This window comes from Streptomyces sp. 142MFCol3.1, from assembly GCF_000424945.1.
In the GTDB taxonomy this organism is placed as follows: Bacteria; Actinomycetota; Actinomycetes; order Streptomycetales; family Streptomycetaceae; genus Streptomyces; species Streptomyces siamensis.
This window is the reverse complement of sequence record NZ_AUKV01000021.1, coordinates 56,451-69,875: the sequence shown is the minus strand read 5'-3', so window position 1 is coordinate 69,875 and position 13,425 is coordinate 56,451. Positions and strand designations below refer to the sequence as shown.

Genomic DNA, 13,425 nt, shown 5'->3' with positions numbered 1-13,425 from the left:
CTCCGGGGCGGCGGGGCCGTCGGGCCTAGCGGAAGACGGACGGGGGCGGCGCCGGTGAGGCGACCGCCGCCGCGTCCGTGACCGGGGCCGCGCCTCCGGTGAACCCGGTGAGCTGTCTGCCGTGTTCGACCCGCGCGGGGTGCGGGTCGCAGGCCGCGAGCCGGGTCAGTTCGGCGACCGGCAACGGCCGGGCGGCGGCCACGAGGACGGCGTTCCCGAAGCGCTTGCCGCGCAGCACCGTGGGGTCGGCGACCAGCGCGAGTTCGGGGAAGACGACCCCGACGGTGGCGATCTGGCGGCGCAGGTGCGAGAGCGGGGGCCCGTCGGCGACGTTCGCGGCGTAGAAGCCGTCGGGCTTCACCACCCGGCGCACCTCCGTGACGAACTCGACGGATGTCAGGTGGGCCGGTGTGCGCGCCCCGCTGAACACGTCCGCGATCACCAGGTCCGCCCACCCGTCGGACACCTTGGCGAGACCTGCCCGGGCGTCCGCGGAGCGCACCCGGACCCGCGCGTTCGGATCCAACGGCAGTTCGCGGCGGACGAGTTGGACGAGGGCCGCGTCACGCTCGACGACCTGCTGGGTGGAGCGCGGGCGGGTCGCCGCGGTGTAGCGGGCCAGGGTGAGGGCGCCGCCGCCGAGGTGCACGACGTGCACGGGCTTGCCGGGCGGGGCGACGAGGTCGATGACGTGGCCGAGGCGGCGCTGGTACTCGAAGCTCAGGTACGTGGGGTCGTCGAGGTCGACGTGCGACTGCGGGGCGCCGTCGATCAGCAGCGTCCAGGCGCGTGCCCGGTCCCGGTCGGGCAGCAGTTCGGCGAGTCCGCCGTCGACGGGTTCGACGACCGCGCCGGCCTCCCGCTGTCCGCGCCGCGCGCCCCGCCCCGTCTCACGGCCTTCGTCCGACCGCTTGTTCCTCGCCCTTGCCATCAGACCATTATCCGGGGGTACGGGCGGCTCGGCCCGACGGCCGGTGCGCGAGGTCGGTGCCCGGGGCCGGCGGGCGCTGTCCGCAGGCGCGGCCCGGGCTCCGGGAACGGCAGGCGCCCCCGGCGTCGGCGTCCAGGGGCGGCCGCCGGCCCAGGTCAGCGGCAGTTGTCCGCGGCCTCGATGAGTCTGGCCGCCTCTCCCAGCGCGGCCCGCAGGACGGCCGGGTCGGTCGCGAGGTCCGCCTCGCCGGGCGGCAGGAGCCAGTCGGAGCCCTCGACCGGGGGCTCGGGGGGCAGGCTGAGCCCGCGGCCGTTGGTCTGTGTGCAGGTGCTGCCGGGCACGTCCCATGCGTCGGCGGTGCCGGGCGGCACGAGGAAGCCGAGGGTGTCGCAGCCGTCGTCGTGGAGCACGGGGCCGACCGCTTCGCAGGCACCGCGGCGGATGATGTCGACCGCCTCCAGGCCCTGACGTGCGGGAACGGTCACCAGGTCGCACTCGGACGCAGGCTCCGGCGGGGCGCTGCACTCCGGGGACGGCCTGTGCTGCGCGGTCGTCGTCGACGTACGGAAATCGGTGCTCTGCCTGGTCTCCATCCCGGCCTCCAACGGAACCCCTCCTCTTGACGAGTGGGTCGGGAGTTCGGGTGGCTCCCGGTCCGCAGGGTTCAACGCTGCGGAACGTCAACGGCTACGGCGTAACACCGCCGCAAAGGATGGCAGTTCATGGCAGATCGTGGATGAGATATCCGTTTTGTAGCCAAACCCAGCGTGGCGGACCCGTCACAGCAGGTACGTTCTTGCCGCGCCGGAAGCAGGGCACCACTGGTCACGAACCAGTGCAACCCGTCCTCGGTCCGGCATGGTTCGACGGTTCGCAAGAGAGGGCCCGGCCATGGCGTCGTCAGCGGTGACCTCGTCCCAGTCCCCCCGGCCACCGCGGCCGAACCTCGCCTTCAGGCGGTTGCGCGGACAGCGCTCGCCGAGCGAGTTCGCGGCGGCGGTCCGGCGGGCGGCGCGCGAGATCGGGGAGCGGGTCAGCTGCGACGCGCGCTACATCGGGCGCGTCGAGGCGGGCGAGATCCGCTGCCCCAACTACGCGTACGAGCGGGTGTTCCTGCACATGTTCCCCGGCCGAACGCTCACGGACCTGGGCTTCACTCCCCGCTCATGGGTACGCGGGCGCGGGGCGCGCGGCACGGGAGAGGCGCCCTCCTCGCACTCCGCGAGCCTGTCGTACGCCGTGCATGAGACGGAGGAGGCGCACGAGACGTATGAGACTCCGGAAGCGCACCGCGTTCCGGCGCAGCACGCACCGCACCAACCGCACGATGTGCACCACCTGCACCACCTGCACCACCCGCACGATCCGCATCACCCGTACGACCCGCATGACAGGTACCACCCGCACCACACGTGCGATCCGTGCGACCCGTACGAGGACCACGATCAGAACCACGAGGAGAGCGACGTGCAGCGTCGCGCATTCATGACCGGAGGCACCGCCACCATGGCGGCGGCCTCACTGGGGCCCTTCGCGGGCGCGTTCGGCGGCAGCGCCGCAGCCGCGGAACGGCGCGTCCACCGGGCCGGCACGTCCGAGGCCGGCGCCCTCGAAGAGGCCGTACGCAAGATCCGGCTGCTCGACGACCGCCATGGGGCCGACGGCCTCTACCGGCGCGCGGCGGCCCCGCTGCGGACGGCGTACGCGCTGCTCGACGCGGGGACCACACGGCAGTCGATCGCGGAGCGGCTGTACGCGGGCGCCGGTGAACTGGCCATCTCGGTGGGCTGGCTGGCCCACGACTCGGGGCGCTTCGACGACGCCCGCTCGCACTACGCGGAGGCCCTCGCGACCGCCCGGATGTCGGGCGACCCGGGCCTGGAGGCCCACGCCTTCTGCAACACGGCGTTCCTCGCGCGCGACGCCGGGCGCCCGCGTGAGGCCGTGCGTGCCGCACAGGCCGCGCAGCGCGCCGCGCGACCCCTCGGCTCCCCCCGCCTGCTCTCCCTGCTCGCACTGCGCGAGGCGGGCGGCTGGGCGGGGCTCGCCGACCGCGCCGGGTGCGAGCAGGCCCTGGCCCGTGCGCAGGCCCTCTTCGAGCGGGGCCCCTCCGAGGCCGACCCCGAATGGATGACCTTCTACGGAGAGGCCGAACTGGAGGGACTGGAGGCGCAGTGCTGGTCGACGCTGGGAGACTGGCCCCGCGCCGCCCGGCACGCCCGCCGCGCCGCCGAGCTCCAGGACCCGCACTTCACCCGCAACATCGCCCTCTACACGGCGGAACTGGCCGACGACCTCGCGCGCGGCGGCCGCCCCGACGAGGCCGCCCTCGCCGGTCTGCGCGTCCTGGACCTGCTGAACGAGGTCCAGTCCTCCCGCATCCAGACGATGCTCGCGGGAACGGCGCGCGTCCTGCTCCCACACCGCAGGGCGTCGGGCGTCTCGACGTTCCTGGACCGCCACGCGAGCCTGCCGCGCCCGGCCTGAGGGACGGCCGACGGCGCAGGATCGCCCTACGCGGACAGGTGCCCGCAGTCGTTCCACACGTCGATCGCGGGCTCACCGTAGGCCCAGCCGAGCACCGACAGCGACGTCGGGTTGAGGCGGATACGGGCCGCGAAGCCGAGAGGGAGGCCGAGCCAGCGGGCACCGATGGAGCGCAGGATGTGGCCGTGGGCGAAGACCAGCACGTCGCGGTCTTCGGCACGCGCCCAGGCGACGACCGCGTCCGCGCGCGCCGAGAGCTCCTGGAGGGACTCTCCCCCGGGGACGCCGTCGCGCCAGATGAACCAGCCCGGCCGGACGGCCTGGATGTCCGCCGGGGTCATGCCCTCGTAGGTGCCGTAGTCCCACTCCATGAGCGTGTCCCAGGTGGTCGCGCGGTCCCCGAACCCGGCGAGCTCGCAGGTCTCACGCGCGCGTGCCAGCGGGCTGGTGCGCACCTCGACCCCGTCGAGGCCGTCGAGAGGCGGACGGTGCAGCCGCTCCCCCAGCAGCTTGGCGCCGCGCCGCCCTTCCTCCAGGAGCGGGATGTCGGTCCTGCCGGTGTGCTTGCCGGACAGCGACCATTCCGTCTGTCCGTGCCGGGCCAGCAGGATGCGCGGTGCCATGGAAGGAGACCTTTCCGGGACGAGTGAACGAGGGGGAACGGGTCACTCGGCGACGAGCGGGGAGTGGGTCACTCCATCATCGCTCACGGGTCCGCGGGGCAACCCGGCGGGCGATCTCCGCGTCTTTGAGGGCCGGGGGCGCCCACCGAGGGCGTTCACTTACACCGTAAAATCGCATGCGGCCACCGATCGTCTCCAGACACTGTGCAGACTGTGGGGTCACAGCAGAAGCAGATGGGGGAGGGCGATCGGATGCCGCAGACCGATGCACCGCGTACCGGGTCGGCACCACGCGCCCGGTCTCGCAGGTGGACCGACCTGCGCGACGTCTCGGGATTGCACGCGCGCCTGCGCTGGTGGACCGAACTGCCGCTGATCCTGCTGGTGTACGCGTCGTACTCGGCGGGCCGGCTGCTCGCCCGCGGCGACACCTCCAGCGCGGTCGACCACGGCCTGGAGATCCTGCGCATCGAGAAGGTCCTCCACCTCAACGCCGAACACCCGCTGAACCGGCTGTTCACCCGCGAGGCCTGGCTCGGCGTCCCGGCCGACTTCTGGTACGCGTCGCTGCACTACCTGGTGACGCCCGTGCTCCTCGTCTGGCTCTTCCGCTTCCGGACCGCGCACTACCGCGCGGCCCGCACCTGGCTGATGACCTCGACCTTCATCGGCCTGATCGGCTTCACGCTGCTGCCGACCTGCCCGCCCCGGCTGCTGTCCGAGGGCCACGGCTTCGTCGACACGATGGCCCAGTACAGCTCGTACGGCTGGTGGGGCGGCGAGGCGAGCGCCCCGCGGGGCCTGGGCGGCATGACCAACCAGTACGCGGCGATGCCGAGCCTGCACGTGGGCTGGGCGCTGTGGTGCGGTGTGATGCTGTGGCGCCACGGCCGCACCCCGCTGGCCCGGCTCGCGGGTGTCGCGTATCCGCTGCTCACCACGATCGTCGTGATGGGCACCGCGAACCACTACTTCCTCGACGCCGTCGCCGGTGCCGCGGTGATGGGGGCAGGTCTGCTGCTGACCCCCGTCGTGATGCGGCTCGCGGACCGGGCGAGGACGCGGCTGGTCGCGCGGTTCCCGCGGTCCGCCACCGCCCCGGACGCCGCAGGTTCCTCAATTGTCAGTGCGGGGTGCCAGACTTCCGCGGGTGAGCGAATTCCCCGACAGCGCGAGTCCCGAACCGGGCCGGGAGCCGAACCGGGTGCCTCTCCCACGGACGCGGGGGACGGGGCTCCGGCAGCGGCTCGCTGAGCTGCGCGGCCCCGACGTACCGCCCAGGTCCCTCGACGCGCGCGCCCTCGCGGCGCTCGCCGCGAACCCCGGGTGCGAGCGGCGCGCCCTGCTCGACGGTGCGGGCGTGGACAAGGCGAAGCTGGCCGGCGCGCTGGGGGCGCCGTCCGGCTTCGGGCAGTCCCAGTTCGCCTTCATGCGCGGCAATGCGTTCGAGGCACGGGTCAAGGCCGACGGCGGCGCGGAGCTGCTGCGGCTGGTGCACGAGCGGCTGGACCCGCGCGCCGAGCCTCCCACGGCCGGTGTCGTGCCCGACCTGAGCGCCGTCGGCCCCGAGGGACGCGCCGCCCGGACGGCGCTCGCGCTGCGCGAGGCCACCGGGGCCGGGGTCTGGACGCTGCTCGACCACCCCATGGTCGCCCTCGACGTCGCCGGCTCCCCCGCCTTCCTGGAGCCGGACGCCGTGGTCGTGCACCCCGACGGCCGCTGGACGGTCGTCGAGATCAAGTCCTTCCCGATGCTCGACGGTTCGGCGGACCCGGCGAAGGTGGGCGCCGCCGCCCGGCAGTCAGCCGTATACGTCCTGGCCCTGGAGGAGGTCGCCGCCCGCCTCGGCACACCGCCGAAGGAGCACACCGCGGCCGGGCAGGGGGCCGGGGAGCCGGACACGGCCGTCCCTTCCGCGCCGGCCGGGACACCGGGGACGGCGGTCCCGGCAGGGGCGCCCTCGGTGCGCGGCGTCCGGACCGGCGCCCCCGAGGTCTCCCACCGGATCCTCCTGGTGTGCCCCAAGGACTTCTCCAACCTGCCGGCCGCCTCCGCCGTCGACATCCGCAAGCAGCGCGCGGTCACCAGGCGCCAGCTCGCCCGCCTCACCCGCGTAGAGGACATCGCCGCGGCCCTGCCCGAGGGCACCTGCTTCTCCCCCGACCTCCCCGCGGCCGAGCTGACGACCGCCGTCGAAGCGGTCCCGGCGACGTACGCCCCCGAGTGCCTGTCCGCCTGCGACCTGGCCTTCCACTGCCGCGACCGTGCGCTCGCCGAGGGTGCGGTCACGTCCCTGGGCCGCTCGCTGCGCTCGGAGCTCGGCGGCCTGACCTCGGTCACGGACGTCCTGGCGGCGGCGCACGGCGAGGCGGGCGACCCGCGCGACCCGGCGGTCGCCATGCTGCGGCGGGCGGCCCGGCTGCGGGCCGAGGCCCTGGACGGCCACCCTGCCGGCGCGGGTGCGTCCGAAGCCCTGGAGGGCACCGCATGTCCCTGATCTCCACCCTCGCCCGGCTCGAAGCCGTGGAGAGCGGACGGGCCCAGCCCGCCGCCACCGTGCGGCACCGGCACCTCACCGAACGGCCGCTGGTGCTGGTGCCGCTGACCACCGCGGGCGAGGCCGGGGCACCGCTCGGCGCGCTCGTCGGAACCGACCGGAACTCCCCCCGGCTGCTGGTCGTGCCGCAGCCCCGGGACCGGGACCTGCGGTCCGCGTTCCTCGCCGAACTGGCCGACGTCGTGCTCCCGTACATCGACACGTACGCGGACGCCGTCGAGCCGGCCGAGCGCAGCGAGACGGACCGGGAGACCGGCAAGCGCGTCAAGGTCGAGGTCGAACTGTGCGCGGACGCCCCGCAGCTGATCGTCCCGAGCCGGCCGGGCGTCGAGTTCGTACGACTGCTCGGCCGCTCCACACGCTTTCGGCGCACCGCCGAGCAGGACCCGGAGACGCCGCATCCGGCACCGCCCCGGGTCCCGTTGTTCGGCCGGTGGCTCACGCATTACGCGGAGCGGGCCCGGGTGCCCGGCTCCGCACTGCTGCTCGCCCTCACCGACGTACTGTCCCGGCACTGGGCCACCGGCCAGAGCAGTCTGGAGGATCAGCACCTGGGCGCCCTGCTCGCGTGGATCGACCCGCCCGAGGGCATGCTGGGCGCAAAGGCGGCGCTGCACGCGGGGACGACGCGCGACGCACGGGGACAGCTCGTCCGCCCGCCCGCCGGACCGGCCACGGACCCCGCCTTCGACAACCAGCTGCTGGCCCCGGCCATCGAACGCTACGACCGCGCGCGAGCCGCGTTCGCCGCCGCCGAGGACGGTGTCGAGGCGGACGACCGGCTCGGCCTCGTCACCGCCGCCGAGCAGGAGATCCGCGACCTGGTGGCCGACGTCACCCGTCCCACCTGGGACGCGGTGTGGCACGGCCTCGACCTGCTGCGCGGGCTGCCCGAGGGCGCGCACGCCGCCGACCGCTGGACCCGCGACCGCTGGTCGTTCACCGGGCACCGCGACCGGGTCCGTGCCGGAGAGCCGCCGCAGCCCCGCCGGGACGACGCGGTCACCGCGGCGAACAAACTCGCGACGCGCGAGCGCGAACAGGCCCGCCTGGAAGCCCAGGAGGCCCTGGACGACCCGCTCGTCATGGCCGGCCGCCGACTCGCCGGGGAGGCCTTCGCGGGAGAGGTCGTCGATGTGGTCATGACGTACAGCGAGGGCAAGCGGCCCAGTCCGCGCCCGCTGGTGACGGTGCGCACGGACGACCGGCCGTATCTGGGGGACCGCGCCAAGGTGTACCGCTCAATGGGCGGAAAGCCGCAGTCCGCGGAGTTCGTCGGGTACGAGACGCTCCCCGGGGCCGGGGGATCCGGCGAGTCCGGCAGGACCGCGGAGTCCGACGGCTCGGCACGGCCCGGCGAGGACGTGACGTCGGCCCAGGACCCGGACGGCGGCGAGGTCCTCGTGGTGCTGCGCATCGTCGACAAGATGGGCCGCGGCAAGGAGCCCGACGCCGGATCCGTGCCCGAGAAGGGCGACCCCGTCTGCTTCACGCTCTTCGAGCACGAGCAGCGCGGCGGCGCGAAGCTGCCCGACCCCGAGGAGACACCGTGGACGCACGGCGGGCCTCCGGGCGAGCCCGACGCGGTGCCCCTGCCGGATCCGACGACGCCGGAGGACCTCCTGTGACCACCGTCTTCGATCCCGGTGCCGCGGCGGCCCGCGCCACCGACGCGATCCTGCACGACACACTGCACGGCACGCACCGCGGTGTCGTGGTGGACTCCCCGCCCGGTGCCGGGAAGTCCACGCTGGTCGTCCGGGCCGCGCTCGAACTCGCGTCCGCGGGAAGGCCGTTGATGGTCATCGCGCAGACCAACGCCCAGGTCGACGACCTGGTGCTGCGGCTCGCCGAGAAGGACGCCGACGTGTCCGTCGGCCGCCTGCACAGCAGCGACCCCGACCCGTACGACAAGGCCCTCGACGGCCTGGACAACGTGCGCAAGTCGACGAAGGCCGCCGACCTGGCGGGCCTGGACGTGGTCATCTCCACCGCGGCCAAGTGGGCCCACGTCAAGGGCATGGAGCCGTGGCGGCACGCGATCGTCGACGAGGCGTACCAGATGCGGTCGGACGCGCTGCTGGCCGTGGCGGGGCTCTTCGAGCGGGCCCTGTTCGTCGGCGACCCGGGCCAGTTGGACCCCTTCGCCATCGTCGGCGCGGAGCAGTGGGCGGGGCTGTCGTACGACCCGTCGGCCTCCGCGGTGACCACGCTGCTCGCCCACAACCCCGAGCTCCCGCAGCACCGTCTGCCGGTGTCCTGGCGGCTGCCCGCGTCCGCGGCACCGCTGGTGTCCGACGCGTTCTACCCGTACACGCCGTTCCGCAGCGGGACGGGACACGAGGACCGGCGGCTCGACTTCGCGGTCGCCTCGGACGGTTCGGGTCCCGACCGGGTCATCGACGAGGCGGCGCGGGCCGGTTGGGGACTGCTGGAGCTGCCGGCCCGGCACACTCCGCGCACCGACCCCGAGGCGGTGCGGGCCGTGGCGCGGGTCGTGCGGCGGCTGCTGGACCGGGGCGGCGCCGCCACCTCGGAGCGGTCGGGGGAGCCGGTGCCGCTGACCGCCGACCGGATCGCAGTCGGCACGGCGCACCGGGACCAGGCCGCGGCCGTGCGGGCCGCGCTGACGGATCTCGGCGTCGCCGACGTCACCGTGGACACGGCGAACCGGCTGCAGGGCCGGGAGTTCGACGTGACGGTGGTGCTGCACCCGTTGTCCGGGCGCCCCGACGCGACCGCCTTCCACCTGGAGACGGGCCGGTTGTGCGTCCTGGCGTCCCGGCACCGGCACGCGTGCATCGTGGTGTGCCGGGAGGGCGTGACGGAGCTGCTCGACGACCATCCGTCGACCGAGCCCGTGCAACTGGGCGTCACGGTGAAGTTTCCGGACGGTTGGGAAGCCAATCACGCGGTGTTGTCGCACCTGGCGGAGCATCGGGTGAGCTGGCGGCCCTGACCGGCCGCGGTGCCGGACGCGGGCGGACGTCTGCGGGACACGGGCGCCCCCGGCGCAGGAAAGGGGCGGCACCGGTGCAGGAAACGGGCGACCGCTCGCGGACGCGGATGACCGACCGGGGCCGACCGGGGACCCACGCACCCGCCGGAGACGCACGCGGTCCGGTGATCGCGCACGAGCGCCGGTGACCGCGTACGGCCGTCGGCGACCACGGCGGCGGACCGGACAGGACCGTTCCGCGCTCGGGCCCCGTCGTCCGCGGCCCACTTGCGCGGCCGGGGGACAATGGACGATGGCCCACCCACAAGGCGGGTTCCCAACCGTACGAGGAGGAGAAGACATGGCGGAGCCCACGCCGCGTCGGAACGAACCGCGGCTACGCCCCGCGCCCCTGCTCTTCGAGCCCGCGGAGGCCGCGGGGGATCCGGAGCACTTCTTCGACCTGGAGTCGATCGACGACCCGCGCGCGCTGCTGGACCGCGCCACGGAGCTGACGCAGGCGTTCCGGGCCGCCGCCGACCGCGCCGTCGAGTTCCAGGCCATCGCCGCGGCACAGCTCGCCGACCCGCGCCGCTTCGACCGGCTCACCCCCGCCGCCATCGGCGAGCGCGCCGAATGGACCGAGGACTACGCGAAGAAGATGGTCGAGTTCGGCCGCGATCTGCTGCGGGGCGTGGAGGGGAACGGGCACGGACACGGGGCCGTCGACCCTCTGTGAACCCGTAGCCCGGCCGGGCCGTCCCGCGCGCGTGGCGCGGGTCACGCCCCGGCCCGGCACGGCCACCCTTCGGCATATGCCAGAGGGGCAACGCAAAATACTCCACCCCGCCCCCCGCTGTCCCGGTTTCCGGCAACCCTCGGGGACGGACCGGTCACCGCCGGTAGATGTAGTCGGCATGAGCGGCACTCGGAACCCGGATCTCACCACCGCCCACGCCCCCGGCGGCCCGTCGGCGTTGCCCGACCGGTCCGACATCTGCGGGGCCACCCCCGAGGGCGCCGCCTGGCTCGCCTCCGCGGGGACGTATCCGCGCAGCACCCTCGCCCTCTGGGCGGAGCGCCCGCACGCCCCCGTCGTCCTGCCCTGCGGCACCGTCTTCGACGTGGTCGGCGCCCCCGCGATCTTCGGGCGCCGGATGCTCGACCGGCTGTGGGAGGAGGGACCCGGCTCGGGGCCGGTGGCCGCGTACCGCGGGCGGATGATGCTGTTCGCCGCGCCCGGCACGGCGCAACGGCTGCCGTCGCTCTTCGAGTGGGAGGAGTGGGGCTCCCGTGACGCGGGACGCCCGGGCAGCACCGGGCACGCGGGCCGGTGCGGAGCGGTCCCGCCCCTGCTCTGCCACGGCACGGGCGACGCGGTGACCGTGCCCGCGCCGATCCCCGGCACCTCGGGACCGCACCCGGCCGAGCGGCTGGAATCCCGCTGGCTCGTCGCGCCCGACACCCGCCATCCGTGGCTCCCGGGCCCGGAGATCCTGCTCTGGGCGGCCGTCCGGGCGGCCCGTGCGGCCGCCTCCGCCGCGGTCCGCATATCGATTTTTCCTCCCGCCGATCAGGATGCTAAGGTCTACGACGTCAGCAGGCGCCGCTAGCTCAGTTGGTTAGAGCAGCTGACTCTTAATCAGCGGGTCCGGGGTTCGAGTCCCTGGCGGCGCACGCTCACGATGGCGAGGCAGGATCGCGGAAACGCATCCGGTCTCGCCATCGTCATGTTCGCGCACGACGACCTCGCGGCATTTACCCGAACGGCCGACAGCGCCTCCCCCTCCCCTCCGTGCCGCCCGCCCCGCCTGCGTCGGCCACCCGCCCGTGCCGATCACCGACGGCCTCGCCCGGCACAGTCCCCCTCGGTCGGCCGCGATCCCCTCGGTCGGCGCGATCCGCGTCAGCCGGTCGTGATCCGCACCGTCCACGCCCCGGAGGGCGTGCGGCCCTCGACCTCGACGCGGACGTCCTCGCCCGGCACCGTGAAGCTCTCCCCCAGTCCCACGGGGGCGTCCGCGAGCGGCGGGTACACCGATTCCTCCCAGCAGGACTCGGTGCGCGGGTGCGCGTCGACGACCTCGATGGGGCCGCCGCCCGACGCTGCCCCACCGTGCACGCGGTAGACGAGCACTCCCTGGGCGCAGGTCGCGCCGTCGTTCCCGCCCGGGGCGCGCACCTCGAAGGCGAGGGCGCTGTCCGGGCCGGTGGGGACCACCGCCAGCTTGGTGCCCCGGCCGGCCCCGAAGTTCCGCCCGTCCGGGAGGCCCGCGCCGGACCGCGCCGCGAAGGAACCGGTTCCGGGTGTGCGCGACCCGGAGGCCCCCGAGCCACTCACACCCGGTAGCGGGGCGCCCGAGCCGCTGCCCGGTCCTGAAGCGCCGGGGCCGGAGTCTCCCGCACGGACACCCTTCGACGCGGCAGCCATGGAGATGCCCGACCCGGCCGCGAGCGCACCCGCGGCGGCAGCACCCCTGGCAGCCGACCCCGCGGCGGCGGCACCCCTGGCGGCCGCACCGGCAGCGGCAGCACCCCTGGCGGCCGACCCCGCACCCGCACCCGCGGCGTCCGGTCCTTGCCCCAGGGGCTCCAGCGTCAGCCGGGTACTGCCCGGGCCCTGGACGCACGCCACCTGGTGCGGATCCAGCCAGCCCAGCTTCCACTTGTGCCAGGCGAACAAGTCCGGGGCGAGCCCGAACTGGCTGCCCATGAGGTCCCAGTCGCCGACGTAGGTGTCCCAGTCGCCCTTGCCGTCGGAGGGCCGGTGATAGAGGTCGGGCAGGTCGAAGACGTGACCCGTCTCGTGGGCGAGGACGAGCCGGTCCGGCGGGTGCTTCTCGAAGACCGTGACGACCCGGCGGATGTCCTTGCCGTCGGCGTGCAGGGGCGTGTCGAGGTTCACGACCTTCGTGGCGTCCGAGTCGACGCCCGGCGCGTCCGGGTCGGCGACGAGGTAGACGATGTCGTAGCGGGAGAAGTCGACCTGCTTGTCGGCCACGGCGAGCGCGTCGCGCAGATAGGCGGCGCGGTCCTCCGCGTCCCAGTCGCGCTGTATGGCGTACGACGTGGAGGGGTGCGGCATCCGGATCCAGCGAGGCTGCGGATGCGCGCGCAGGGTGAACCTGCCGTAGGAGGCGCGCTCGAAGAAGTCGCTGGTGGCCGGGAAATGGTCGGCGGCCAGTTCGGCGGGGGTGGTGAGCGGACGCGCGTCCGGGAAGGACAGGAAGACCATCACCGCGTCGAGCGGGTGGGTGGGGCGCGCATAGGCGGGGTTCCAGGTGTCGACGCCCTCCGAGTGATGCGCGTCGGTCCGCTCCAGCGCGCACGGGGCCGAGTGGGGTTCGGCCAGCGCGGGTCCCGGCACCAGGGAGGTCGCGGCGAGCGCCGTCATCGAGGTGAACACGGCAGCGGTGCTGCGCCAGCGTGGCGCCCCGTCACGAGCCAGGCCCCGCAAGGCCTCGCGGGTGAAACCCCGACGGGCCCCGCGGGTGGAACCGCGAGGGGTCTCCCGGGCGAGACCCCGCAGGGGGAGCGGACGCGGCACGTGGACCTCCGGATGCGGATTCGGGGATACCGCACCCAGCCTGGGCGAGTTCGCCATACTTCGCCCTGTTTGTCTGCACCAGAAGGGTGAGGGCCGTCCGGGGCCGACACCCCGAACACTCACGCAACGTCACATGCGGTCGGCGCAAGGAAGGAAACCGCCCAGATGCAGGCAGAAACGATCTGTCAGAACGGGTGGTTGTTCCGGGACACTGGACAGTGGCTGCGATGCCCCGAGGCCAGCCTCTATGATCGGCACTTTCCTGCACGGACACGGCTTGTGCGGCCGTCCCTCACCGGTCGACCGCCCCGAGAGACCCATCCGAAGAACGAGTGCACTGCG

The 13,425-nt window shown here is 74.2% G+C and carries 11 protein-coding genes and 1 tRNA gene; 8 read left to right on the top strand and 4 right to left on the bottom strand.

Translation table 11 applies throughout. From position 1 onward, the window contains the following. Window positions 1-25: 25 nt before the first annotated feature. Window positions 26-931 carry a spermidine synthase gene (locus H305_RS0128720; protein WP_028803493.1) on the bottom strand — a complete coding sequence of 302 codons (906 nt, stop codon included), beginning with the start codon at window positions 929-931 and terminating at the stop codon, window positions 26-28. 155 nt (window positions 932-1,086) lie between these two features. Continuing rightward, entirely contained in the window at window positions 1,087-1,524 is a 438-nt protein-coding gene (locus H305_RS0128715; protein WP_028803492.1) for a hypothetical protein, read from the bottom strand. Between the two features lie 298 nt (window positions 1,525-1,822). Here H305_RS0128715 and H305_RS0128710 point away from each other — a divergent pair, with 298 nt between their 5' ends. Continuing rightward, on the top strand, window positions 1,823-3,418 hold the full coding sequence (locus H305_RS0128710) for a hypothetical protein (protein WP_028803491.1): 1,596 nt from the start codon (window positions 1,823-1,825) through the stop codon (window positions 3,416-3,418). Window positions 3,419-3,444: 26 nt separating this feature from the next. Here H305_RS0128710 and H305_RS0128705 read toward each other — a convergent pair whose 3' ends face one another. Beyond that, window positions 3,445-4,041, bottom strand: a complete 597-nt coding sequence (locus H305_RS0128705; RefSeq protein WP_028803490.1) for a histidine phosphatase family protein — start codon at window positions 4,039-4,041, stop codon at window positions 3,445-3,447. 252 nt (window positions 4,042-4,293) lie between these two features. Between H305_RS0128705 and H305_RS0128700 the strand changes: the two genes are divergently transcribed. The 7 genes from H305_RS0128700 to H305_RS0128670 all read left to right on the top strand — a co-directional run bounded on the left by H305_RS0128700 (window position 4,294) and on the right by H305_RS0128670 (window position 11,213). Continuing rightward, window positions 4,294-5,295: a phosphatase PAP2 family protein gene (locus H305_RS0128700; protein WP_037765649.1), complete on the top strand. Its 1,002-nt coding sequence runs from the start codon at window positions 4,294-4,296 to the stop codon at window positions 5,293-5,295. Further along, entirely contained in the window at window positions 5,246-6,538 is a 1,293-nt protein-coding gene (locus H305_RS0128695) for a hypothetical protein (protein ID WP_028803488.1), read from the top strand. Before H305_RS0128700 ends, H305_RS0128695 begins: the two co-directional genes overlap by 50 nt. Beyond that, complete coding sequence (locus H305_RS0128690; RefSeq protein WP_028803487.1) at window positions 6,529-8,226, top strand: hypothetical protein; 1,698 nt, start codon at window positions 6,529-6,531, stop codon at window positions 8,224-8,226. The genes H305_RS0128695 and H305_RS0128690 overlap by 10 nt, the downstream gene beginning before the upstream one ends. After that, complete coding sequence (locus tag H305_RS0128685) at window positions 8,223-9,557, top strand: AAA domain-containing protein (protein ID WP_028803486.1); 1,335 nt, start codon at window positions 8,223-8,225, stop codon at window positions 9,555-9,557. The genes H305_RS0128690 and H305_RS0128685 overlap by 4 nt, the downstream gene beginning before the upstream one ends. A gap of 340 nt (window positions 9,558-9,897) precedes the next feature. Further along, window positions 9,898-10,275, top strand: a complete 378-nt coding sequence (locus H305_RS0128680) for a hypothetical protein (RefSeq protein ID WP_028803485.1) — start codon at window positions 9,898-9,900, stop codon at window positions 10,273-10,275. 178 nt (window positions 10,276-10,453) lie between these two features. Then, window positions 10,454-11,149: a bifunctional DNA primase/polymerase gene (locus H305_RS49805; RefSeq protein ID WP_107440119.1), complete on the top strand. Its 696-nt coding sequence runs from the start codon at window positions 10,454-10,456 to the stop codon at window positions 11,147-11,149. Further along, window positions 11,140-11,213, top strand: a tRNA-Lys gene (locus H305_RS0128670). The genes H305_RS49805 and H305_RS0128670 overlap by 10 nt, the downstream gene beginning before the upstream one ends. Before the next feature lie 229 nt (window positions 11,214-11,442). On the opposite strand, the gene H305_RS0128665 is transcribed toward H305_RS0128670, so the two are convergent. Continuing rightward, complete coding sequence (locus H305_RS0128665) at window positions 11,443-13,083, bottom strand: M6 family metalloprotease domain-containing protein (protein ID WP_420708150.1); 1,641 nt, start codon at window positions 13,081-13,083, stop codon at window positions 11,443-11,445. Between the last annotated feature and the right edge of the window lie 342 nt (window positions 13,084-13,425).